The organism is Sorangium sp. So ce131 (assembly GCF_051519095.1).
Lineage (GTDB): Bacteria > Myxococcota_A > Polyangia > Polyangiales > Polyangiaceae > Sorangium.
The window spans coordinates 13,273,331-13,297,427 of record NZ_CP150455.1; the positions used below are offsets into that span (position 1 = coordinate 13,273,331).

14 protein-coding genes are annotated in these 24,097 nt (G+C 68.5%); 10 read left to right on the forward strand and 4 right to left on the reverse strand.

The genetic code is table 11. From position 1 onward, the window contains the following. The first annotated feature begins 51 nt into the window (after window positions 1–51). The 8 genes from WMF43_RS48255 to WMF43_RS48290 all read left to right on the forward strand — a co-directional run bounded on the left by WMF43_RS48255 (window position 52) and on the right by WMF43_RS48290 (window position 14,359). Window positions 52–1,452, forward strand: a complete 1,401-nt coding sequence (locus WMF43_RS48255; RefSeq protein ID WP_437675646.1) for a pyridoxal-phosphate dependent enzyme — start codon at window positions 52–54, stop codon at window positions 1,450–1,452. A 52-nt stretch (window positions 1,453–1,504) separates the two neighbouring features. After that, window positions 1,505–2,464, forward strand: coding sequence for a cyclase family protein (locus WMF43_RS48260; RefSeq protein ID WP_437675647.1), 960 nt, complete (start codon window positions 1,505–1,507; stop codon window positions 2,462–2,464). Window positions 2,465–2,943: 479 nt separating this feature from the next. After that, window positions 2,944–3,288: a hypothetical protein gene (locus WMF43_RS48265; protein ID WP_437675648.1), complete on the forward strand. Its 345-nt coding sequence runs from the start codon at window positions 2,944–2,946 to the stop codon at window positions 3,286–3,288. A 342-nt stretch (window positions 3,289–3,630) separates the two neighbouring features. After that, window positions 3,631–6,171: an AAA-like domain-containing protein gene (locus WMF43_RS48270; RefSeq protein WP_437675649.1), complete on the forward strand. Its 2,541-nt coding sequence runs from the start codon at window positions 3,631–3,633 to the stop codon at window positions 6,169–6,171. Further along, complete coding sequence (locus WMF43_RS48275) at window positions 6,168–6,677, forward strand: AAA-like domain-containing protein (RefSeq protein WP_437684230.1); 510 nt, start codon at window positions 6,168–6,170, stop codon at window positions 6,675–6,677. Before WMF43_RS48270 ends, WMF43_RS48275 begins: the two co-directional genes overlap by 4 nt. Window positions 6,678–6,794: 117 nt before the next feature. Then, window positions 6,795–8,465 (forward strand): tetratricopeptide repeat protein, encoded by a 1,671-nt coding sequence (locus tag WMF43_RS48280; RefSeq protein WP_437675650.1) that lies wholly within the window; start codon window positions 6,795–6,797, stop codon window positions 8,463–8,465. A gap of 11 nt (window positions 8,466–8,476) precedes the next feature. Then, a complete protein-coding gene (locus WMF43_RS48285; protein WP_437323602.1) occupies window positions 8,477–8,671 on the forward strand; it encodes a hypothetical protein in 195 nt (64 codons plus the stop codon). 63 nt (window positions 8,672–8,734) lie between these two features. Continuing rightward, the gene (locus WMF43_RS48290; RefSeq protein ID WP_437675651.1) at window positions 8,735–14,359 is read left to right on the forward strand and encodes an AAA family ATPase; all 5,625 of its coding nucleotides are present in this window, start codon (window positions 8,735–8,737) and stop codon (window positions 14,357–14,359) included. Here WMF43_RS48290 and WMF43_RS48295 read toward each other — a convergent pair. The 4 genes from WMF43_RS48295 to WMF43_RS48310 all read right to left on the reverse strand — a co-directional run bounded on the left by WMF43_RS48295 (window position 14,356) and on the right by WMF43_RS48310 (window position 20,558). Further along, window positions 14,356–15,528: a YcaO-like family protein gene (locus WMF43_RS48295; RefSeq protein WP_437675652.1), complete on the reverse strand. Its 1,173-nt coding sequence runs from the start codon at window positions 15,526–15,528 to the stop codon at window positions 14,356–14,358. The genes WMF43_RS48290 and WMF43_RS48295 overlap by 4 nt on opposite strands. Further along, window positions 15,525–16,979: a TfuA-like protein gene (locus WMF43_RS48300; protein WP_437675653.1), complete on the reverse strand. Its 1,455-nt coding sequence runs from the start codon at window positions 16,977–16,979 to the stop codon at window positions 15,525–15,527. The genes WMF43_RS48295 and WMF43_RS48300 overlap by 4 nt, the downstream gene beginning before the upstream one ends. 2 nt (window positions 16,980–16,981) lie before the next feature. After that, window positions 16,982–17,743 (reverse strand): class I SAM-dependent methyltransferase, encoded by a 762-nt coding sequence (locus tag WMF43_RS48305; RefSeq protein WP_437675654.1) that lies wholly within the window; start codon window positions 17,741–17,743, stop codon window positions 16,982–16,984. Window positions 17,744–18,629: 886 nt separating this feature from the next. Further along, the gene (locus WMF43_RS48310) at window positions 18,630–20,558 is read right to left on the reverse strand and encodes a sigma 54-interacting transcriptional regulator (RefSeq protein WP_437675655.1); all 1,929 of its coding nucleotides are present in this window, start codon (window positions 20,556–20,558) and stop codon (window positions 18,630–18,632) included. A gap of 701 nt (window positions 20,559–21,259) precedes the next feature. Between WMF43_RS48310 and WMF43_RS48315 the strand changes: the two genes are divergently transcribed. Then, entirely contained in the window at window positions 21,260–22,132 is an 873-nt protein-coding gene (locus WMF43_RS48315; RefSeq protein WP_437675656.1) for a heme-binding protein, read from the forward strand. Between the two features lie 138 nt (window positions 22,133–22,270). Continuing rightward, window positions 22,271–24,067: a flavin monoamine oxidase family protein gene (locus tag WMF43_RS48320; RefSeq protein WP_437675657.1), complete on the forward strand. Its 1,797-nt coding sequence runs from the start codon at window positions 22,271–22,273 to the stop codon at window positions 24,065–24,067. Window positions 24,068–24,097: the final 30 nt, after the last annotated feature.

The following is a 24,097-nucleotide window of genomic DNA, read 5'->3' on the forward strand; positions in this document are numbered from 1 at the left end:
ACGGCAGAACACCTCGACAGAGGGTTCGCGTCGTGTGACCGTTGATCTGCCATGACATCACCGAGGCCAGCCCCTCCGACCGAAGCCAGCGTCATCGATCTCATCGGCCACACACCGATGATCCAGGTCACTCAGCTCGACACGGGGCCGTGCGAGCTGTTTCTCAAGATGGAGAGCCAGAACCCCGGCGGCAGCATCAAGGACCGCATCGGGCTCTCGATGATCGAGGCGGCCGAGCGGGCCGGCCAGCTCGGCGGCGAGCGGCGCCACCTCGTCGAGGCGACGGCGGGCAACACGGGCCTTGGCCTCGCGCTCGTCGCGGCGCGCAAGGGCTACCGGCTGACGCTCGTGATCCCGGACAAGATGAGCCAGGAGAAGGTCTTTCACCTGAAGGCGCTCGGCGCGAACGTGGTGATGACGCGCTCCGACGTCGAGAAGGGCCACCCGAGCTACTACCAGGACATGGCGGCCAGCATCGCGCGGGAGGAGGGCGCGTTCTACGTGAACCAGTTCGAGAACCCGGCGAACCCGCTCGCGCACGAGACCGGGACCGGCCCGGAGATCGACGCGCAGCTCGGCCACCGGATCGACGCGATGGTGTGCGGCGTCGGCTCCGGCGGCACCATGACGGGGCTCTCGCGCTACTTCGCGAAGGCGCAGCCGGGCTGCGAGATGGTGCTCGCCGACCCGGAGGGCTCGGTGCTCGCGGGCTACGTGAAGACGGGCAACCTCGGCAAGGCGGGCTCATGGCTCGTGGAGGGCATCGGCGAGGACTTCCTCCCCTCGATCCTCGACCTCTCCCGGGTTGAGCACGCTTACACGATCCCCGACCGGGAGAGCCTCGAGACGGCGCGGCTGCTCCTGTCCAAGACGGGCATCCTCGCGGGCTCGTCCTCCGGGACGCTGCTCGCCGCCGCGCTGCGCTATTGCCGCGAGCAGTCGTCGCCGAAGCGCGTGTGTACCCTCGTGTGCGACAGCGGCAACAAGTACCTCTCGAAGATGTACAACGACTTCTGGATGGCCGATCAAGGCTTCACCGAGCGGCAGCCGACAGGGGATCTGCGCGACGTGATCACGCGCCGCCACTCGGAGAGGGCGGTCGTGACCGTGCAGCGGGGGGACGCGCTCCTGGTCGCCTACGCGAGGATGAAGCTCTACGACGTGTCGCAGCTGCCGGTCCTGGAGGACGGCAAGATCGTCGGTTTGTTGGACGAGTCGGACCTGCTGCTCGCCGCGGTGGACGACGCGTCGCGCTTCCAGCAGCCGGTGGAGACGGCGATGACGACGCGGCTGCGGACCGTCGACGTGCGCACGCCGATCCGGGACCTGCTCCCGATGTTCGACGCCGGGCTCGTGCCGATCGTGACGGACGGGGACGAGTTCGTGGGGCTCGTGACGCGCATCGATCTGATCAACCACCTGCGGCGCCGGGTGAAGCTGCACGAGGTGTGAGCCGAGGCACGGCGCCTTGTGGTGTGGGCGGGCCTGTGATGACATGGGCGCCATGCACAAGGCGGATGGACTCAGCACGTTCTCTCTCCAGGTGAGCGCCAGGCGGGCAGCGGCCGGCGTGATGTGTTCGGGGGTGGTGGCCCTCGCGGGCTGCGCGGCGGGGGGGCCTGGCACGGCGGGGGGCCCGGGCGCGGCGGCGCCGGCCGCCGCGGCGGCGGCGCCGGCGGCTACGGCGGAGGGCGGCGGCGCGGCGGGCGGGTCGGCCGCCGCGCACGGCGCGCTGGGGGGGATCGATCTCGCATCGGCGCGGGTCGTCGACCTGTCGCACCCGATCACACCGGAGATGCCCCTCTTCCCGGGGAGCAAGCCGTACGCCACGCAGACGCTGGGAACGGTCGAGAAGGACGGGTATTACATCAACCGGTTCTCGATGGACGAGCACGCGGGCACACACGTGGACGCGCCGGCGCACTTCAAGACCGGGACGGCGACGGTCGAGCAGATCGCGCCGGAGCACCTCGTGGGGGCCGCGGCGGTCGTGGACGTGACGGCGAAGGTGGCGGCGAGCCCGGATCATCAGCTCACCGTGGAGGACCTCCGCGGCTGGGAGGCGCGGCACGGGGCCCTCGGCCCGCGGCATATCGTGCTCGTCCGGACCGGCTGGGCGGCGCGCTGGGGCGAGCCCGCGCGGTACCAGAACCAGGACGCAAAGGGCGTCATGCATTTCCCCGGCGTCTCGGTGGAGGCGAGCCGCTATCTGCACGAGCGCGGCGTGCGCGGCATCGGTATCGACACGCTCTCGACCGATCCCGGGCCGAGCCAGACGTTCGAACAGCACAAGACGTTCCTCGGGGCCGGCGGGTACCATATCGAGAACCTGGCCAACCTGGACCAGCTGCCGGAGACGGGGGCGGTCGTGATGGTGGCGCCGCTGCCGCTCGCGCGCGGGAGCGGCGCGCCGGCGCGGGTGCTGGCGCTGGTGCCGGCGGGCGGGGAAGGCGGCGCGCGGTAAGGAACTGGTTGCTGAGGCGCCGCCGGGGGGGCGGGCGGTGATGTGATGGAACGGACCAAAGGACGGGTGGTCCCCCACGACGCGTGGCGTCGTGGCGGCTGGTTTCCCGGTCCGACTTCCTGCAGTCGAGGTAGGGTCTGCGCCACGACCCACGCGCGCCTCGAGGTGTGGTGGAGCGGGTAGCGGGAGATGTGTGCTTCGTCGGCTCGGAGCCGCGCGCCGCTTCGCCGGCAACGTCTTGCCGTCACTGGCGCGCAAATACTTGCCGTACGAATCGTTCCCGGTAAGCGGTTGCCGGCGCGACCCTGATCCAACGGCGGATTCTGCGAATCTCCTCGAGTTGCTCGATCCGCCGCAATGGCACGATGACTGCATTTGTCGTGTGCGTGGGCGCTCAGGAGGTCCTGAGTACCCTCGACTACCGGGAGCCCGGTAGCCACGGATCATCTCGCTCTCATCCAAGAATGGAGGAATGAATCATGGCCGCTCGCAGCACGAACTGGACGATCACCAACGCCACGTCTTCCGACCTGAGCCTCTCCTCGTCGAAGCTCGCTCATGGCGTGTGGGCGAGCAACCCGCCGCAGGTCATCAAGCCCGGCAAGACGGCGGCGTTCTGCGCCGAGTCCGATGGCATGATGACCGGCGACGAGGGCACGATCACTTACACGTCCCCGGACGGCGACTTCGTCTTCCACTTCGACAATCCCTACATCGGAACAGACGAGTACAACGTAAGATGCCCGGACGGCTACGATCACAAGACAAACCAGCAGACCGGGAACGATCAGGCGCTCAGCACCCGCTGCTTCAAGATCGGCTGACGCTGGACCGGCCGCGCGGTGCGGATCGCCCTCTCGTCGCCTGAGGGAGCCGCACCGCGCGGCGCGTCGGTCGCGAAAGGCGTCACTCCAACGTCGAGCGACCGATCGAGCGCCGTCCGATGCCACGACGGAACGGACGAGTCTGCCTGCAACTGGGTGAAGCATCCACCTCGTGACGAGAGTGCTAACTCCCCGCGCGCTCGGCGCGTTGATTCTAGACATGGCGGAATTTGGCTTCGCTGGATCGTCGCCGGCGAGCTGCAGAGAGGCGTCGCAACCACCTCGTCACATTCTGCACTTTCTAAAAGCAAGGACTGGGTGTAGCCTGCGCAAATAAAGGCGGTGCCCAGCGCAGAGGAGACAGCTAGCCTCGGGGAAACGCTGCTCGACAAGTACCGCGTCGAGCGCGTGCTCGGGGAGGGGGGCATGGGCGTCGTGCTCGCGGCGAGGCACATCGACCTCGGTCAGCTCTTCGCCATCAAGCTCCTGCGCCGCGGCACGAGCTCCAATGCCAGCACGGTGAGCCGGTTCATGCGCGAGGCGCGCGCCGCGGCGCGCCTCACCAACGATCACGTCGCCAGGGTGTATGACGTGGGCCGCCTGGACAACGGCGCGCCGTACATGGTCATGGAGTACCTCGAGGGGAGCGACCTCAGCCAGGTCGTCTGCAGCCGCGGTGCGCTGCCGCTCGACGAGGTGGTGGTGCTCGTGCAGCAGGCGTGCGACGCGATCGCCGAGGCGCACACGCTCGGCATTGTTCACCGGGACCTCAAGCTAGCGAATCTCTTCCTCACCCGCCGCCGCAGCGGTGAGCCCTTTCTGAAGGTGCTCGACTTCGGCATCTCGAAGCAGCCCGAGGACGCCGAACAACTGACGAAGCCGGGCGCGATCGTCGGCTCGCCCCGCTACATGTCGCCGGAGCAGATAAGCGACCCCAAGACCGTTGACGGGCGCAGCGACATCTGGGCCATGGGCGTGATCTTGCACGAGCTCACGACGGGAAAGCCGCCCTTCGAGGGGAAAGGCCTGCCCGAGCTCATCATGAACGTGTTCTCCTCCGTTCCGCCACCGCCGAGCCGCTTGCGGCCTGAGCTGCCGACGGCGCTCGACGAGGTGGTCGCGCGGTGCCTGTGCAAGCACCGCGACGGGCGGTACGCGACGATCGCGGAGTTCGCCGCTGCCGTGGGGTCGATCGTGGGCGCGCGTGGCGAGCAGCCTCGGTCGGGGGCGACGCAGGGGGGCGCTACCCTCAAGGATACGTCCACGCTCGAGGTGCAGCACGAGCCTCCGCTCACGCCGACGCCCCGCGAGGGCACGGGAGAGCGCTCGAAGGCGCTCCCGGAGCCGAGGGTGTTCATCAGCTGCCGCGGGGACGTCGCGGAGGACGTCGAGGTCGCGCTGTCGTTCTACGATGCGCTGGTCGCCGCCGGCGTGTCTCCCTTCCTGGGCCCGAAGAGCATCCTCGAGAACGACAACTGGGTGCGTGCGGTGTCCCAGGCGCTGCGCGGCTGCGATGCGTTCTTGCTGCTGCTCTCCGCGAAGGCCGCGGTGAGCGAGATGGTCGCCGCCGAGCTCGACCTGGCGAGACAGCTGCGCGAGGGCCAGGCAGGGAGGCCGCACATCGTGCCTGTCCGGATCGGTGTCGCGGAGGGCGCATCGCAGGGCCATCCCTTGCAGGAGCGATTACAAGATCTGGAAGGAATCGGGTGGGGCAGCCCCGAAGACACCCCCGCCGTCGTCCGCTTCCTGCTCGAGAAGATCGGTCGGCGCGACCTGGCGCGGTGCAGGCCGGTGCGTGAGGCGAGGGGGTCGACCGTGGTGGCGCCGAGGAGCACGCCCCGGTCCACGGAGGACGTCCCGCTCGAGCTCCCGGGCGGCGTCGTCAGCGCGCAGTCGCCGTACTACGTCGTCCGCCCCTCGATCGAGGAGGCCTGCCTGCGAGAGATCAAGCGGGACGGCGCCCTGGTTCGCATCAAGGGCCCCAGACAGATGGGCAAGACCTCGCTCATGGCGCGCCTCCTGGGCCACGCCGCGAGGACAGGCGCGCGCACCGTGAGCATCAACCTGCAGATGGCCGACGGCGCGATCGTGGGCGACCTGAACCGCTTCCTGCGCTGGCTCTGCGCGGTCGTCACCCGGCGGCTGAAGCTGCCGTCGGCGCGCATCGACGACGCCTGGGACGACATCTTCGGCGCCAAGGACAACTGCACGGCCTACTTCGAGGAGCACCTCTTGCCAGAGGGTGAGCCGCTGGTGCTCGCGCTGGACAACGTCGATCGGATCTTCGTGTCACCTGGGACCGCGGAGGAGCTGCTGGCCCTGCTGCGAGCGTGGCACGAGATGAGCAAGAGCCAGGAGCCGTGGCGCAACCTGCGGCTCGTGCTCGCCTACTCGACAGAGATGTACCTGCCGATGAACATCAACCGCTCGCCGTTCAACGTCGGCCTGCCGGTTGCGCTGTCCGAGTGGGACGCCGGCATCGTGCACGGGATCGCGCGGCGCCATGGGCTGGCCTGGGGTGCGTCGGAGGTCGAGAGGCTGATGAGCCTGCTCGGCGGACACCCGCACCTCGTGCGGATCGCCTTGTACCATATCGCGCAGGGCATGAGCCTCTCGGACGTGCTGGCGACGGCCGCCACCGATCAGGGCTTGTTCGCCGATCACCTCAAACATCTCTTGTGGCAGCTCCAGCGCCAGCCGGAGCTCCACGAGGCCGCCCGGCGTGTGATGGCGGCCGCGGAGCCCGTGCGGCTCCGCACGGAGCTCGGCTTCAAGCTGGTGAGCCTGGGGCTCGTGCGGCTCGAGGGCAACGAGGTGCGGCCTGCCAGGGAGATCTACCGGCGTTACCTGAGCGAGCGCCTCTCCGCCGACGCGGAGCGCTGACGGGCGGGCGCGATGTCTGCTGGACAGGCGCTCGACCGGAAGCGCACAGGTTATATGAGAAGCGGTTCTACACTCGACACAGGAATACCTATGAACGTGTCAATCTCGGCACAACGATTCACATCGACCTCCGGGAGGGGGAGGTGCGGTCGTTGATGGATCTGCTGGGCGGGCACCCGCACCTCGTGCGGATTGCGCTGTATCATGTGGCAAGGGGGATGAGCCTCGCCGAGGTGCTCGCGACGGCCGCCACGGACCAGGGTCTGTTCGCGGACCACCTGAAGCACCTCCTGTGGGAGCTCACGGGGCGGCCGGAGCTGCACGAAGCGGCGCGCCAGGTGATGACGTCGGCGGAGCCTGCGCGGCTCCGCACGGACCTCGCGTTCAAGCTGGTGAGCCTGGGGGTGGGGCAGCTCCGGGGCAATGATGTGGTAGCGGCGTGCGAGCTGTACCGGCGGTACCTGGGGGAGCGGCTGCCAGTGCATGGGAGTGGCGAAAACGGTTGAGGTCTTAGGGGGTCTTAGGGGCGGTGGGGGCGCACTGGACGGAGGATTTCTGCTTTGCAAGCTGGGTGGCACAGGCTTATTTCGAAAAAGGCTGGTTGAAGCACGAGGAGGGAACGCATGACGACGACGGCGGACGACGAGAAGGTTGGCGGGCTCATGACCAGCGACCTACGAGACAAGATCCTGATTGCCGAAGGGCTGCGACGCGACAGGAAGTCACAAAAAGCGGAGCAACTCTTCGCGCAGCTGGAGAACGAGGAAGGCCTCTCCAGCATTCAGCGGCGGTGGATCCAGGCACATCACGCCGCGGCGATCCTCGACCAATACCTACCCTTGAGCGACCTGGAGGACAGGCTCGACAAGGCGGAGGGTATGCTGCTCGAGCTGCTGGATGCCAAAGCCGGCTTGCCCGACGACCCCTCCGGAGCGAAGGTTGATTATCCTTGGGCCTGGGCGCGGCTGGGCGACGTATACCGGCAGCGGGGTAACCTGCCCTCGCTGGCCGTCACCCCGAGCAAGTTGTACGGCGTCCAGGCCGGGGCCAAGAGTCCAGGGGTCTGGCTCACTGCCCTTAACAACCTCGCCGATTACAAGAACGCCGAGAGGTGCTTCGAGATCGCGCTGTATCAGCGCCCCAACTACCCGTGGGGCCATGCTCATTACGCTGCTCTCCTGGTCAATCGCCGTCGTTACGCCAGCGTCGGTCTGGGTCGCGATCGTGACGCAGGCACCAAGTGTGACGAAGACATCGACAAGGCGCGGAAGCAGATCAATAAGGCCCTCGAAGAATACGCTTATTTCTATCCTTGGGCGCTCTTCTACCGGGGATGCGTCCACTTCTACTCCTGCCTCAACACCTTGGCGAAGCATATGTACGGCAACGCGCCCGGTGATGAGAAAACGGAGTTTCTCTTCATGGCGTACTCCATCATCCTCGCGCTGCTCCAGGACCAGCCGGCCATGTACCGGCATCCCATACAGCCGGGCGCGATCGGTCGCGACGAATACCTGTCGATGGCTTACGATCTCTTCGACTTCCTCCCGCAACTGGCCTTGTGCGGTGTCCCCCCAAACGACGCCAACCTAAACGACGCCAACAGCAGGCTAAAGTTCATCGAGTACATCGAGGACGCCGTAAAAGCCGGCAAGCCGGTCCTGGCGGTCGACGACAAGCTCCCTGGCTCGGAGCGCGTCCGTTTCCTGTACGCGGAGCTGTGCCTGGTCTACTACAAGACACGGATCCCCGGGGCCTTCCCCGATCCAATAGAGCGGGAGAAGCTGATATCCGAGACGGTCGAGCGCGCACGCGACGAGCTCGATAGCGCCCGCCTCCAGCTCCGTGGGAAGGCACTCTGGACTGCGCCGGCCAGCGGCTCGCAGCTCATCCTCCTCCGTGCCTTCGACGTCCTGATGATCCTGCTCAAGATCGGCGTCATACTGAAGACGTTCCAGCAGGAAGTCCACGGCGAGGCCAAAAACATCGTCGTAGAGGAGCTGAAGAAAGTCCTCGACGATGCGCGCTCAATCAACGCGCCCCTTGGCGTGCTCAAGGCACTGGGACAGAAGGCACTGGGACAGGATGAGGAGGTGGACGTCAAACTCACGCTGGAGAAGATCGCCAACCTCCTCCTCGCCTCCTCGAAGGACAACGAGTGGTTGTTGGCGCCGCTCTGGCCTCTGACCCCCGACAGGGTGGAGGTCCTCAAGGAGTTCCTCGTGTTCGAAGCTAAGTATGAGCGCGCGGCGGAAGTGCTGCTCTCAGCCCGGCGCCGACCCACTCAACCGTGAGGAGAAAAACCATGTGGACGAATGACGATCCCTCGAAATGGCCATCATCGGACAATCTGTCGCCGGCAGAACTCGCGCGGAGCATCGGCGCTGCCGCGTTTCTTGATCCGGGCGAGGACGAGACGTCGGATCCGGATGATTTTCCCTGGAAGGAACCGGGGAAGGAACCGGAGCGCCCCGGAGACGGCGACGAGCCTCAGCAATGACGGCCCTACTCGAGGTCACCGCCCACCTCGCCGGCTGCGCAAGGCCGCTGCCAGGAGTCACCCATGTTCTTCGCCGCAGGTTATGAGACGCGGAGCCAGCTCCACGAGAGCGAGCAATCGCTAGTATTCCGCGCCGTCCGCGAGGCCGACGGGCTCCTGGTGATCCTCAAGGTGCTCAAGGACGTCCGGCCCACGCCGGAGCGCATTGCGCGGTTCAAGCGCGAGTACCAGATAGTCAAGGGGTTGAATCTCCCCGGCGTCGTCAAGGCGCACGACTTCGTACACTCCGGTCGCCACTGGCTCTTCGTCCAGGAAGACTTCGGCGGCGAGTCGCTCGCGCAGTTGGGGCTCGCCGGCCGCATCGAGGTCGGCGAGTTCCTAGCTGTCGCGGGCTCGATCGCGGGGCATGTGGCCGACGTCCACCAAGAGGCCGTCATCCACAAGGATCTCAACCCTGCCAACATCGTGTTCGATCGCGGCTCGGGCGCGGTCAAGCTCATCGACTTTGGCATCGCCACGCGGCTCTCGCGCGAGACGGTCGCGTTCGACCACCCGAGTCAACTCGAGGGCACGCCAGCGTATCTGTCGCCCGAGCAGACGGGCAGGATCAACCAGCCGCTGGATCACCGCGCCGATCTCTACTCGCTGGGCTGCACCTTCTACGAGCTGCTCACGGGCCGGCCGCCGTACGAGGCCGCGGATCTCGTCGAGCTGCTCCACTATCACCTGGCGCGTGCCCCGGAGCCCCTGCGCGCGCGGCGCCCCGACGTCCCACCCATCCTGTCCGCGATCATCGAGAAGTTGATGGCCAAGAACGCCTCCGGTCGGTACCAGTCGGCCCGCGGGCTGCAATCCGATCTGGACCGGTGCCGGCGCGCGTGGCGCGCGGAGGGCCACGTCCCTTCGATCACGCTGGGGTCGCACGACGTCGCCCAGCGCCTCTCTCCACCGACGCGCCTGTACGGCCGCAGCGCCGAGGTCGACCTGCTGCTCTCGGCGTTCGAGCGGGCCGCGGCAGGGGCGACCGAGCTCGTCATGGTGTCGGGCCATCCGGGCGTTGGCAAGTCGGCGTTGGTCAAGGAGCTGTACCGTCCGGTGACCCAGAGGCGCGGCTTCTTCGTTGCCGGCAAATTCGACCAGATTCAGCGCGACACACCGTATGGTCCGATTGTCTCCGCGCTGGACGGCCTTATCGGCTACGTGCTGATGGAGCCCCCCGCGCCAATGGCCGCGTGGGCCGCTGCCATCCACGCTGCCTCCGCCGGTATATTGCCCGCGCTCACGGGGCTCCTCCCGCGCCTCGAGCTGCTCCATGGCCGGCTGCCCGCCGGCCCTACGCCGGCCGCCGAGGCTGGACGATATTTCATCGAGGCGCTCGCCGGCCTCGTCCGGGTCTTCGCCGGCCCCGAGCATCCGTTGGTGCTGTTCATCGATGATCTGCAATGGGCCGACGGCGCCTCGCTCGACCTCATCAAACGCCTGATGACGGGCACGCCCATCCCTCATTTGCTCATCGTCGGCGCGTACCGGCACAACGAGGCGCCGGCGGCCCACCCCCTGCGCGCCATGCTCGCGGACGTCCGAGCCGCCGGCGTCTCGATGCGCGAACTCCACCTCGAGCCGCTCGACGCCGAGGACAGCGCCGCGCTCCTCGCGGACACGCTGCACCGCGAGATCGAGGACGTTCGCGAGCCGGCCCAGCTGATCCACCAGAAGACCGGGGGCAATCCTCTGTTCGTCCAGACCTTCCTCGACACGCTAGTGGCTCGCGGCGTGGTCACGCTCGATCACGCAGCGGGCGTCTGGCGATGGGACGCGGAGGGCCTCCGGCTGCTCGACCTCAGCGAGAATGTTGTCGAGATCCTGATCGAGAGCTTGCAGGAGCTGCCGTCCCCCACGCGCGACCTGCTCGCACAGGCAGCGTACATCGGCAACCACTTCGAGCTGGGGCTCCTCGCGGCTGTCGCGGGCCGCGCGGCGGAAGAGGTGGCCCAGGCGCTCATGCCGGCGCTCGCCAGGCAATACCTCATTCCCACGACGGGAGACTACCGCCTCTTCGATGCCGGCATCGAGGGCTTGTCCGAGCGTATCGACGTCGCCTACAAGTTCGGGCACGATCGCATCCAGCAGGCCGCGTACGGTCTCCGCGCAGCCGGGGAGCACGCCGCGATCCATCTGCGCATCGGCCGCGCCATGCGCGCATACTACACCGGCAAGTCGGCCGATGCCCACCTGCTCGCGATCGTCAATCAGCTCAACCAAGCCCGCCGCCTCATCGAGGACGAGGACGAGCGGCGCGATGTCGCCACCCTCGACCTCAAGGCCGGGAGGAGGGCGCGGGCAGCCGTCGCCAACGCCGCGGCGCTCGCGTACTTCGAGCACGGCCTTTTGTTGCTCGGCGCCCCTCCGGACGGAGAGTCGGAGCCGTCCGGCGTGTCACCCGCCGTCCATGAACGCGCGTTCCGCGCAGGCTACGCGCTGGCCCTGGCGCTGACCGAAGGCGCCGCGGACGCCGCCTATCTCGTCCCCGATTTCGCAACCATGGAGCGGCACCTCGACGCGCTCTTGCGCCATGCGAGCCAGTTCATGGAGCGTGTGAACGTGCTTCAGATCCGGATCGACGCGCACGTCGCTCGGTATCAGTTTCCCGCGGCCATCGCCACGGCACGCGAGATCCTCGAGCCGCTCGGCGTCGCGCTGCCCGTCGAGCCGGCCGAGGCGGACGTCGAGGCCGCGTTCCTGGAGGTCGAGCGTGAGATGGGTCCACGGAGGCCCCGCGACCTCCTGGACCTCGCCGACATCGATGACGCCGAGCCGAAGGCCGCGCTCCACATCCTGAGCAGCCTCCGCGCGCCCACGTACCTGACGCAGCCGCTCCTGGCGCCGCTCGTCGCTGCAGAGATGGTGCTCCTGTCCCTGCGCCACGGGCTCTCCGACGACTCGATCAACGGTTTCATCTTCTACGGGATGGCGCTGTGCGGCCGCGATCGCCTCGACCTTGGCTATGAGTTCGGCTGCTTGGCCGAGTCGCTGGTGGAGAAGCGCCGGAGCAAGGCCCTGGTGCCCGACGTAGCGGTGCTGGGGAACGCGTACATCTTTCACTGGCAGAGGCCGATGCGCGACGTGGTCCCCAAGATGCGAGACGGGTACCGCGCGGGCCTGGAGACCGGCAACATCGCGGCCGCCGCCAACTGCCTCCAGGGCAGTTCGGCGATGGGGTTCCTCTCCGGGAGCAATCTCGCGCAGCTCGACGAACAGTACGCCGAGAGCGCCGTGGCCCTGGAGAGGCACAAGCAGGGCCCGTTCCTCATGTATCTGCGGCTGTATCACCAAGCGGTCCGCAATCTCCGCGGCCTCAGCCGCGAGCCCACACGCTTGCAGGGAGACACGTACGACGAGGCTACGGAGTTGCCCGTCCACGAGCGGACGGGCGATATGAGCGCGATCTTCAGCCTGCACTTTCTCAGGACGATCCTCTGCTACCATTTTCACGACTACAAAGAGGCGCTCCGGCTCGTCCGCGTGGTCGAGAAGGGCAATCAGCCCGGCTCGTTGTTCATTCCTATCGCGTTCTTGTACCAATGTCTGTCTCTGCTCGCGACGCATGGTGATGCCCCGCTGGAGGAACAACCCGCGATCCTTCGAGAGGCCAGCGCCCTGGTCGAGCGCATGAAATGGTGGGGCGCGGAGTGTCCGGTCAACTATGCCCACAAGTATCACCTGATGGCGGCCGAGCTCGCCCGCGTCGCCGGCCGCATCTCCGAGGCGCGCGATCATTACGACAGAGCGATCGACCTCGCGCACGAGCACGAATACACCCACGAAGAGGGGTTGGCCCTCGAGCGCGCCGCGCTGTTCTTCCTCGATCGCGGCGACACTCGCCTCGCGGGTCATTACATGCGCGACGCTCATTACACCTACGGCGTGTGGGGCGGGGCCGCGAAGCGTGATTTCCTGCGCCGCCGCTACGGCTATCTCCTCCAGCGCGAGGGCACCGGGCGCGTGCGCGCTGCGGGGCAGCCCCGGGCCGAAGCGAAGGCTTCCACGACCACGACCAGCGAGTTCGGGGATCTGGACCTCGGGACGCTGCTCGCGGCCACGCGCGCCGTCGCCCGCGAGACCGATTTGCGCCGGCTCCTCGAGACGGTCATGCAGGTGTCGCTCGTGAACGCCGGCGCGGAGCGCGGCTTCCTCATCCTCGCGCGCGCCGAGCAGCTCATCGTCAAGGCGCGCGGCGAGGTGAGCGACGAGGCGCGGTTCGAATCGCTGTCGCTGGCGCTCCACGATCAGGACGGCATCGCCCGCTCGGTCGTGCAGTACGTCGCGCGCACGGCGCAGCCGGTGCTGCTCGCCGACGCCGCCGCGGAGGGGATGTTCATCAACGACCCCCACGTCCGCGCGAGCGGCTGCCGATCGCTCCTCTGCGTGCCCATCCTGTACCAGGGCCGCCTGGTCGCCGTCTCCTACCTCGAGAACAACCGGGCCGCGTCGGTATTCAACGAGGACCGGCTCGACGTCCTCACGCTCTTGATGGGTCAGGCCGCGGTGTCGATCGAGAACGCGCTGCTCAAGGAGTCCGACGAGCTCCGCGACCTCCACTTCCGTGTCGGAGGCAGCCTCCCCGCCGACTCGCCCGCGTACGTGCGCCGCGAGGCCGACGCGCTGCTCGCCGACAACATCCGCCGGGGAGAGCTCTCGTACGTGTTCAACACCCGGCAGATGGGCAAGTCGAGCCTGCGCGTCCGCGCCGTCGATCGGCTCGGCAAGGCCGGCGTCGCCTGCGTCTCGATCGACCTCACGTCGATCGGCTCGCGCGAGGTCACCGCCGAGCAGTGGTACGCCGGCGTCGCGCGCATGCTGGTGTCCGGCCTCGGCCTGCAGCGGGATCTCGATCTCCGCCGGTGGTGGCGCGACAGGGCCGACTTCTCGCCCGTGCAGCGGCTGGACGCGCTGATCGACGAGGAGATCCTCGCCCGCGTCGACAGGCCGATCGCCGTCTTCGTCGACGAGGTCGACGCGGTCCTCGGGCTCGACTTCTCGCCCGACGACTTCTTCGCGCTGGTGCGGCTGTTCTACAACCGCCGCGCCTCCGATCCGCGGTACGCGCGCCTCACCTTCATCCTCCTCGGCGTGGCCGCGCCGACCGATCTCGTCCGCGACAAGCTCCGCACGCCGTTCAACATTGGACGCGCCGTGCCGCTCGCCGGCTTCCGCTACGACGAGGCGCTGAGCCTCACGCCCGGCCTCTCGCGCGCCGGCGACGGCGAGCAGATCCTCCGCGCGGTGCTCGACTGGTCGGGGGGCCAGCCCTTCCTCACGCAGAAGCTCTGCCGGCTCGTCGTGGAGGACGAGTCCCGCCCGCCCCCCGGCAAGGAGCGCGAGTGGGTGGCCAACCTGGTGCGATCGAGGGTGATCGACAAGTGGCGCCATCGCGACGAGCCCGAGCACCTCAAGACGATCGAGGCCCGCATCCTGCGCGCCCCCGGCGACGTCGCGGCGCTCCTCGCGTTGTACCGGCGGATCCGCGAACAGGGCGAGGTGGACGCCGGCGAGTCGCCCCTCGAAGGGACGCTCCTCCTCTCGGGCCTCGTGACTCAGGCGTTCGATAAGCTGCGCGTCGGCAACCCGATCTACGCCGCGGTCTTCGACGATGACTGGATCGACGCCGGGCTCTCCGCGCGCGGCTAGAACAGCGCGGGCTCGTACCGCAGGCTCGGCGCGAGCACCTTGACCACCGAGAGCCCCGGCGCGGGGCAGCGCAGGTCGACCCGGTACACGCGATCGTGCCCTGCCTCCCGCAGCATCGAGAGCACCGCCCCGAGCGCCGCGTCGAGCCCCCCCTCATACGTGCCCACCTCCGCGCGCGCCTCCGGCGCGAGCGCGTCGAAGAAATGGAACGCGCGGCTCTCGCCGGCGTTCTCCGCGCCCTCCACCTGGGCGACGTACACGGGCTTTCCGACGATGTCGTCGCGCGAGCCGTGGATCATCGTCAGGCGCGACTGCACGGCCTCCGTGAGCGCGCGCGAGAGCGCCACGGCCGCGTCGAGGTGCGCTCCGTAGCCCACGTTCAGCGTCGACACCCCGGCGAACGGCTCCCGGTTGAGGAGCACGGCCCAGTAAGTGGGGATCGGCAGGCCGGAGAGCACCTTGAGGAGCACCACCTTGGTGCTCGAGCGCTCGATCCTCGCGACCACCGCGGCGAGATCGGGGTCGGTCACCGTGGCGGGATCGAGCACGCGGCAGGACCCGCGCACGTCGAGCCGATCGTCGCGGACGAGGCGCGCCACCGCGTCGCGCTCGACGACCTCGTAGAGCCCGTGCAGGGTCGCCTCGACGAGATCGTTGCCCGAGGCGAGCCCGTTGGTGTTGGTGCGGCACGGCGTCGGCTCGCAGAAATAGGCGGCGCCGGCGGGCACCCACACGGAGCCGCCGCGGACCAAGTCCTCGGCCTCGACCCAGTCGACGCGGAAGCGATCGCCGAAGAACCGCCCTGCCCGGGCCACCCATTCGGGAAGCGCGTCGACGCGGCACCCCGCGGCGGTGAGCTCCGCGGAGCTCGCGCGGCGGAGGAGCGCAGGATCGGGGCGCTCCGCGACGTCGAGCTCCACGGACTCCATCAGCGCCGAGACCTTGGCGGCGTCACGCGTCAGGCCCTTGCCCGCCGAGCTCTGGAGCACCCGCCCGCGAGGCCGGATCGCCACATACACTGGCACCCCGAGGTCGGCGTCGAGCCCGGTGACCTCGGCGCAGCGGGTGATGCCGAAGTCGAGGAGGTGCGGCGCGAGCCGCGCCAGCGTCTCCTCCGGCGAGACCAGGCGATGGGTGCCGCGGCGAAACGCAGGAGAGGACGCGCTCACGCCGTGCTCTCCTCCCAGCTCGCGGCGAGCGCGGCGACCGAGCCCGTGATCTGCAGCGCAGCGAGCAGCTCGGCGGAGAGCGACCAGGTCGTGTACCCGAAGTGGACCGGCCCCTTCTCCAAGGCCCAGATGGCCTGGAAGAGAGGTTCGCGCAGCGAGGCGTCGACGGCGCGGAGCGCGTCGCGCCAGCGGTCGGTCAGCGCCTGCGCGGCCTTCGGCCCCGGGGCGGCGCCTGCGAGCCGGCACCACGCGGCGACGTAGGGCAGCGCGCAGAGGAGGCCGGACCGATCGCAGAGGGGCCGCAGGGCCTCGATGTCGGGCTCGGGAGGCCACGGGCCTTCGTCTCCCGGCGCCGGCAGAGACGGGATGCCGAAGCGCTCCGGGGGCTGCGTGAGGAGCCACGTCCAGACGAGGTGCCGCGCCAGGAGGTCGCGTTGCTCGGCCTCGGTGAGCCCGTTAGCGCGAAGCCACGTGGTGCGGGAAGGGATTGCGGCGCGGGCGTGGATGACCGCCTCCAGGGCGGCGATCTCGTCCGCCGGAACCACTACCCCGCGCTCCCGCGCCCACGCGAGGGCGAAGAACCGCGCTCCGAGCGACCACGAGAGCGCCCGGCGACGGCCCGGGGACGAGAGCAGGCGATCGACCAGCGCCCGTCCCTCCAGCCGCTCTCCGCGGGCGCGGGGAAAGGCGCGCTTCATGAGCCGCTGATGATCGTGATACGAGCGCGCGTACAAGGGACCGGCCATAAAGGCCGCGTGTGCTGCGCGCGCGCCCGCCACGGAGTCCGGCGCGCCCAGGTGCAGAGCCGCGCTCTCGAGCGCCTCGATCGCGTCCCGCCGCTTGAGGTCGAGCGCGGGGTCGAGGAGGAGCGCGTCGAGCCGCGCGCGGCGGGGCTCGTCGATCGCCCGGGTGGCCTCGGAGAGCGCCTCCCTCGTCCGCTGCCAGAAGGGCATCGACTTCATCGCCGCGCTCAGCGACGCGGCCTCGCCGGGCTCCAGGATACCCGCGGAAACCGCCTTCTCCAGCCGGAAGCGGACGTTCACGAGCGGCTCGGAGAGCGGGCGGTAGCCGTGCTCGGCGCCGGCGTACAGCAGCGCGACCTCATCGTCGCCGTCGATCGCGCCGGAGGCGTACCACCGGTACGCCGTCCCGACGCCGATCATCCCGTAGGCGCAGAGCTCCGCGGCGCGCAGGGCGCCCATGCTCGCTGCGCCATAGACGCGGATCCCGCTCTCCATCGCGTCGAGGATCTCGCGATGCCACACCGGCGCGCGGCCGTGGAAGACCCCGTCGACGAGCACGACGGTGCGCACGTCGCCGCCGATGAGGCGGTAAACGTCGCCGAACCCGGCCGGAGGCAGGTACTGGGCGTCGAGGATCTCGAGCGCGCGCGACGCCGGCAGGGTCGGCCCCAGGAACACGACCACGTCGCTGCGGCGGGCCGTTTCCACGATCACCGCGGGGCCGCGCGGCGGCAGACGGAGAGGCGCATCCCCATGCTGCACGTGAGCAGGCCGTCCTCGCCGGCGAGGGGCGTCCAGGCGCCGAGGAGCCTCTGCTCGAGCGCGGCCTTCTGCGGCGCAGGCAGCCGGAAGACGTCGTACACCAGCGCGAGTATCGACGCGAACCGCTCAGGCGTCGCCTGCGCTCGGACGACGAAGTCCCGGAGGTGGACGCGCTCGGGGTCGAACGGCCCGGCACGGAGGAGATCGCGCAACCCCTCGGCCGCGTACACCCGGGAGTCGCCCAGCCGGAGGCGGAGCATGCCCGCCTCGGCCGTGACGCGACCGACCTCCCGCCGATGGATCGCGAACACGGGATCGCGGAGAGGCCGGTTGACGACGGAGATGAAGAGCCCTCCCGGCGCGAGGACGCGGCCGACCTCGGCGAGGATCGGCTCGATCGGAGCCATGAGCATGAGGGCCATGTGACAGACGACGATGTCGACCGAGCCCTCGGGCAGCGAGAGCGCGAACGCGTCCTCGCAGCGGAGGTCGGCGCCCGCGCCGAGGCGCGCGCGGGCTGCGGCCAGCTCCTCGGCGCTCCGGTCCACGCCGGCGAGATCGCCGAAGCCCCGCTGCGCGAGCAATGCCAGGAGGTAGCCGTCTCCGCAGGCCAGATCCAGGACACGCGCGTCCCGCGGGAGAGCGTCCGTCTCCTCCGCGAGCACCTCGTAGGAGGAACGCCCCTCGGCGTCCCGAAAGCCCTCAAGCATGGAGTGAGTCTTGCCCGGCTGTGCGTGATAGCGATGGATCAGCGTCTGGTCGTCCATGGGGACCTTTGCTCGCGCGCGCTGCGGTAGTGTACGTGTTCCTGAAGGCATGTGGCGAGCAATCGGCCTGCCCCGAGGCTTCGTGGATCGCTGGGCAGCCTGCGTTCGACGACGGCGCGGGTCGCCGTCAGTAAGGAGGCTCATGGCGTACCGAGGTACGACATGAAAAAAAGAGATGCTCTGCTGTCGCGCGGCGGGGCACGGCGCGCGATGCGTGGCGCGCGAGACGGGCGCGACCGGCGAGCCGCCGCATCCGCCGGCGTTCATGTGCATGGTCACGCTGCGCCAAGGCTACGTCGGCGTATCGGATGCCGAGGCGGTGGAGCTGGCCGTCGTTGACCTGCGCTGGCATATGGGTTCGAGACCAGGACCTGGCGACAGCCGAGGACGGGACCGTTCGCGTCCGGCAAGGCGTTGCGCCTGACCGCGCTGTCGCCATCGAAGACGCCGAGATGCGCCACTGCTGTTCGAAGTGGAAGAAGACGCGCGCCGGTTGATGGCTGTGCTACCGAAGAGATTCGCAGGTACGGGCTGAGCCTGCACCCGGACAAGACGCGCCTGCTGCCGTTCCAGCGGCCGCCGAAGAGACCCCCGCCGAGCGGCGTGGCGTCGCCGACGTGGCCGTCGACGTTCGATCTGCTCGGCTTCACGCATTACTAGGGCAGGTCGCGGCAAGGCAACTGGCGAACAAACGCAGGTCCGCCAAGGACCGCTTCAGCCGCGCGTTGCGGCGCTCGTAGCGAACCTGTGTCCCGAAGAGCCGGAGGCGGGGATTCCGCACGTCCGGATCTGTGGGGGGCCGGGGGGTAGTCGACCCCGGCCTACCCGACTAGCAACAAGAGGGCCGCTTCAGCCCCAGCACCTTCATGCGGTACGACAAGGTCCGAACGGGCATCCCGAGCCGCCGCGCGGCCTCGGCCCGGCTCCAGCCCGCGGCTTCGAGCGTATCGTAGAGGAGCTTGGCCTCGTACTGCTGGACTTTCCCGCGAGCCGGGCTCCCCGCTTCCGCCCGGTTCTCCTCCGGCGCAGGCGGCGCCGCAGAGCGTGCGCCCGAGTCGGGCAAGGCGGAGATGCGGCCCGGGTCCGACGCCCGCCCCGGGTCCGACGCCCGCCCCGGGTCCGACGCCCGCCCCGGGTCCGACGCCCGCCCCGGGTCTGCCGCACGCTCCGCCGCGCGCACCCGCGGCGGCAGGTCCTCCGCCTCGATGATCGCCCCGCGCGCCACCACGACCGCGCGCTCGATCACGTTGCGCAACTCGCGCACGTTGCCAGGCCACGCATACGCTCCGAGCAGCGCGAGCGCCTCCGGGGTGATGTCCTCGACACGTCGACCGTTGGCCGCGCTGGCCACGCGCAAGAACTGCCGTGTCAGCGGCTCGATCTCGTCCCTCCGGTCACGCAGCGGCGGGATCTCGATCACGACGCCGCCCAGCCGATAATACAAATCAGCCCGGAACGCGCCCGACGCGGCCATCGCCTCCAGATCCCGGTGCGTCGCCGCGACCACGCGCACGTCCACCTCGACCTCGCGGCTCGATCCGACGCGGCTGAACGCCCCCACCTCGAGCACGCGGAGCAAGGCAGCCTGCGCCGCGGGCGGCAGCTCGCCGATCTCGTCGAGGAACACCGTGCCGCCGTTGGCCTCCTCGAATACCCCCTTCTGCTGCTGGAGCGCGCCGGTGAACGCCCCGCGCTCGTGGCCGAACAACGTGCTCTCGACCAGGTCCTTCGGGATCGCCCCGCAGTTGACGCGCACCACGCGCCGCCCCTTGCGCGGCCCGCTCTCGTGGAGCATCCGCGCGAGCACCTCTTTGCCCGTCCCCGTCTCGCCGTGCAGGATGACCGGGATGCGCGAGGCAGCGACGCGCCTCACCGTCTCGAGCAGCACGCGCATCTTCTGACCGGCGATGATGCCCCCCTCGGCCGGCTCCTCCCGCGCGAGCACCGTCGCCGCACCCGCGGCCGGACCGCGCGCCACAGGCTGCTCGGGCGAGGCGCGGCGGGCGGCCTCGCGCGCGGCCGCGAACAGCTCGTCCGCGGTGCCGCCGGCGTCCGGGTAGAGCGCGACGCCGACGAGCAGCCGGGCGTCATTGCCGACGAATGCGCCCGCGATGGCCTGGGCGATGCGGGTCGCGTCCTCTGCGCTGGTCTCGGGCAGCAGCACCTGGGCCGCGCCGGCGCCATAGAGCGCCACACGATGCACCGGCTGAAGGCACGCGCGCACGGTCTTGATCCAGCCCTCGGCCGCGACCGCCGCGCCGACGCGCACGTGGAGCAGGGCGAAGAGGCGGCGAAAATGCCGGGCGCGCGTGAGCTCGTCCTCCACGCAGCGCAGGAGCTTCTCCTCTCCGTCGAGCTCGAGGGACTCTCCCCCGGCGCCGAGCGCCTGCACCCGCAGCGCCACGCTGCCGAGCACGACCTCGTCGCCGATCGCGACCCTGGCGCGCGAGACGCGGCGGCCATCGAGGAACGTACCGTTCTTCGATCCGAGGTCATCGACCCACACGTGCCCGCCGGAGAGCAGGAAGCGGGCGTGCTCCCGTGACAGCGTGCGATCGTCGATGCAGAGCGCCGCAGGTGCGGCGCGCCCCACGACAAGCGGCGTGTCCCGCGAGAGCAGGCGCGTCTCCGCCTTCCCGGCATGGCGCCACACGAGGGCGATGGGCAGCGCCGCGCTCTGCTGGATCGCTGAAATCGCCTCCCCTTCCATGGTCCAGGTCTTCCCCGCGTCGTCCTGAACCGAGCTGCTCGATTGCATGCACTACCCCTCGCTGGTCTCTATATCAGGCTCGTTTGAGCGCTCCAAGAGACACCACCGGACCGCGCCAGCGCGCTGTGGGCAGAGGTGGGGGCGGCAGCAGCCGCGGCAGGTGCACGCCGGCGACGGCCTGATGCAGGGCCCTCCAGGACTCCGCCGCCTTGTGCCGAGCTCTGCCGGCAAGCCTTTGCCGGCTCGACGCGAGCAACCTTTTGCCGGCAAGTCCTTGCCGGCTCGGCGCTGGCAACGTCCCGCCAAGACGTTCAACAGCGACATCGGCCGCCTGACGAGCTTCCTCCGCCGACGGAATTCCCTCCTGGCGAGCCGCCGGTAGCCCGGACGCGCGCCCGTATCGTCGATCCCTCCACTCCCCGGGGCGCGCCGTGTCTTCCGGTCGGCTGCGCGGCACGGGTCTTGTAGTCCGAACAAAGAGCCCGCGGCGCAGTTCCCATCGTCGAGTTGACCGTTCCCTGCGAGACCTCATCACGACGGGCGCCGAGGGGACCTCTGCGAGCCTGACATGGGGCCGCGGTCGGCCGGCGGACGCTCGGTCGTTTCGTGCTGGTCGCGGCATGGCGGACGAGCACGAGGGGAGGGCATCAGGAATCCGCGCCCTGCGGCTCACGCTGCTCGAAATCACGCGCCTACCTGGGACGACCACCAACCGCGCATGGCGCGGTCATTCGAAAGGATTCGTGCATATGTCGACGTACACGCCGCCGCTGCCCCCGGTCCGTGCGAGCTCCGCTCTGGAAGAGACCGCAAACGAGCTGAACCCCCTCGCCGATCTGCTCGGCACGTGGATGGGTAAGGGTCTGTCCGTCATCGCGGTACCGAGGGCCGGGGGAAAGGACCGGGAGTTCATCCTGAAGGTCAACCCGTTCATCGAGACGCTCACGTTCTCGCCGATCGGCGCGCAGGTCCCGAATCGCGGCGAGATCGCGGACGAGTTCATCTTCGGCGTCGAGTACCACCAGCGGATCGCCGACGACAAGACGAACGAGGCCCTCCACATCGAGACAGGAATGTTCCTCTTGCTTCCCGCGACCAGCGGCTCCAAGCGGATCGTGAGGCAAGCATCGATCCCCCACGGGAACGTGATCCTGGCGATGGGCTCATTCTTCAATGAACAGTCATCGCCGACCCGGCCGAACGTCGCTCCTCCGGTCATGGACGAAGACATTCGCTTCAGCACCGTGCCGGACGCCGGGAAGGACACTCCGCTCGGCTACGCAAATCCGTTCCTCGAGAGGATCGGCGGCTCCGAGATCGCGCAGCCCAACACGTTCCTCGCGAACGTCCTCAGGGAGCAGACGGTCGTCGACCTGACGACGCTGATCACCGACACCGACGGCGGTGACGGCGACGTCGTGAACATCCCGTTCATCCGCAAGAACGCCAACGTCAGCTTCTTCAAGAGCATTTTCTGGATCGAAACGGTCAAGCTCCAGGACAGCACGTTCCAGCAGCTCCAGTACTCGCAGAAGATCGACCTCGAATTTTTCAAGAAGTTCGGCGAGCCGGGGCTCATCACCTGGCCCCACGTCACCGTCGCCAGCTTGACCAAGCAGTGATCTCGCCGCCGGGGCTGCGAGCAAACCGACGCGCTGGCTCCCGAGCGGGCTGCGATCCGGGGGTGAGCCTCGATGAGGCTCGGAGAGGCTCACCCCTGATGATGTACTGAGGATTCCTGTTCAGAAAGGATGTGGCTCATGCCCGTGAACATGTCATTCAACCCGCCGGAAGAGATAAAGGTGACGGTCGCCGTTGTGGGCGGCGGCATCAGCGGCATCTATTCAGCCTGGCGTCTCGCGAGGAGCGACGACCCGCCGGGGAAGAAAGGCTCGCAGGAGCAGAAAGGCTCGCAGGAGAAGAAAGACACGCAGGAGAAGAAAGACACGCAGGAGCAGAAAGACACGCAGGAGCAGAAAGACCCGCCGTGGCTGGGCAAAGACGTGGCCGTCTTCGAGTACGGCAACCGTGTGGGTGGCCGGCTGGAGTCCATCAAGAAGCTGAATCGGAATCCGGAGGCTTCGGGGCGCGCCCCCGGCGCGGAAGAGAAGCTCGTCGACCGCCCGGCGGAGGTTGGCGGGATGCGGTTCCTGCCGTCGTGGCAGAAGCACGTGACGAGCCTGATCACGCGCCTGGGGCTGGAGAGCGTCGGCTTCCCCATGGGCAACGAGAAGAACTTGTTCTTTCTCCGAGGAAGACTGTTGCGGGGCCAGAGCTTCATGGACGGCAACGTCCCCTACGAGCTGCGGAAGGCCGAGAGAGACCACACCGTCGACGAGCTCTTCGAGTACGTCCTTAATACGCTGCTCGCCTCCGTCAACAAGAAGCTCGATGGCTTGACCCGCAAGGACTGGGATGACATCAAGAAGAACCCAGCGTTCTCATTCGACGGCAAGCCGCTCTATCAGCAGGGGTTCTGGAATGTGCTCGCGAAGATCGTCTCCGCCGAGGCCTACAAAATGCTCACGGAGGCGGGCGGGTACTACACCCTGACGGCGAACTGGAACGCCGCCGAGGCGGCGAGCTTCATCGGCCTCGACTTCATCAATGCAGAGTACAAGACGCTCAAGGATGGCTACGATGCTCAAGTCGCCGCGATGGCGAACGAGTTCACGAAAACCGGCGGAAAGATCTGGGGGTACTCGGAGCTCGTCAAGTTCGACAAAACGCCCGACGGCAAGCTCCGCCTCACCATGCGCAACCGCATGCCCGGGTTCGATGGCGATCGGACGTTCACCGTCATCGCGGAGCACCTCATCCTCGCCATGCCGCGCCATGGCCTCGAGCGCCTCGAGCTCCACGGCACCCGGTTCGATTTCGCTGATCCGGCCAACGCGGAGCAGCGGAAGCTGCGGGACGCCGTCATGAAGATGCCCGCGTTCAAGCTCTTCATGCTCTTCGAAAAACCGTGGTGGGAGCCGAAGGGACTGACGAGCGGCCGCTCCGTTTGTGACCTGCCGATCCGGCAAACGTATTACTTCGGGACCGAGTCGGGCCCAGGGTATGGCCTGCTGATGACTTCGTACAACGACGCCGAGACGGTCAGCTTCTGGAAGGGCCTGCAGTGGACCGCGAGCCAGTCGGACGGAGCCGCGCCGCCTCGGCTCGCGTACATCTCGGAGAACACGGTCGCCGCAGGACGAACCGAGGGCGACACGTACGACGCCACGCCCGAGATGATAAAGCACGCCGTCGCTCAGCTCAGCGAGCTTCACAACATGAGTGTCCCGGACCCCATCGCGAGCTGCTACAAGGACTGGAGCGCAGAGCCGTTCGGCGCCGGCTGGTATCTCTGGAAGCCGGGCGAGGCGCCGTGGAAGGTGATGCCAAGGATCCGCCGCCCCTGGGCCGGGGAAAACGTGTACGTCTGCGGCGACTGCTACTCGACCCTCCAGGGCTGGGTCGAGGGGGCCCTCAACACCGCAGAGAAGGTGCTGCAGGACCACATCGGCTTGGAGGCGCCTGATTGGCTGAGCGACGTTTATCTCGGCTACTGAGCCGGAGACTCGTCGGAGCGCTTCGTCAAG

Excerpts from the sequence above, each read along its gene's own strand:
- WMF43_RS48255 (WP_437675646.1), top strand. The coding sequence starts at position 52 with ATGACATCACCGAGGCCAGCCCCTCCGACCGAAGCCAGCGTCATCGAT.
- WMF43_RS48260 (WP_437675647.1), top strand. The coding sequence starts at position 1,505 with ATGCACAAGGCGGATGGACTCAGCACGTTCTCTCTCCAGGTGAGCGCC.
- WMF43_RS48265 (WP_437675648.1), top strand. The coding sequence starts at position 2,944 with ATGGCCGCTCGCAGCACGAACTGGACGATCACCAACGCCACGTCTTCC.
- WMF43_RS48280 (WP_437675650.1), top strand. The coding sequence starts at position 6,795 with ATGACGACGACGGCGGACGACGAGAAGGTTGGCGGGCTCATGACCAGC.
- WMF43_RS48285 (WP_437323602.1), top strand. The coding sequence starts at position 8,477 with ATGTGGACGAATGACGATCCCTCGAAATGGCCATCATCGGACAATCTG.
- WMF43_RS48290 (WP_437675651.1), top strand. The coding sequence starts at position 8,735 with ATGTTCTTCGCCGCAGGTTATGAGACGCGGAGCCAGCTCCACGAGAGC.
- WMF43_RS48305 (WP_437675654.1), bottom strand. The coding sequence starts at position 17,743 with ATGCTTGAGGGCTTTCGGGACGCCGAGGGGCGTTCCTCCTACGAGGTG.
- WMF43_RS48310 (WP_437675655.1), bottom strand. The coding sequence starts at position 20,558 with ATGCAATCGAGCAGCTCGGTTCAGGACGACGCGGGGAAGACCTGGACC.
- WMF43_RS48315 (WP_437675656.1), top strand. The coding sequence starts at position 21,260 with ATGTCGACGTACACGCCGCCGCTGCCCCCGGTCCGTGCGAGCTCCGCT.
- WMF43_RS48320 (WP_437675657.1), top strand. The coding sequence starts at position 22,271 with ATGCCCGTGAACATGTCATTCAACCCGCCGGAAGAGATAAAGGTGACG.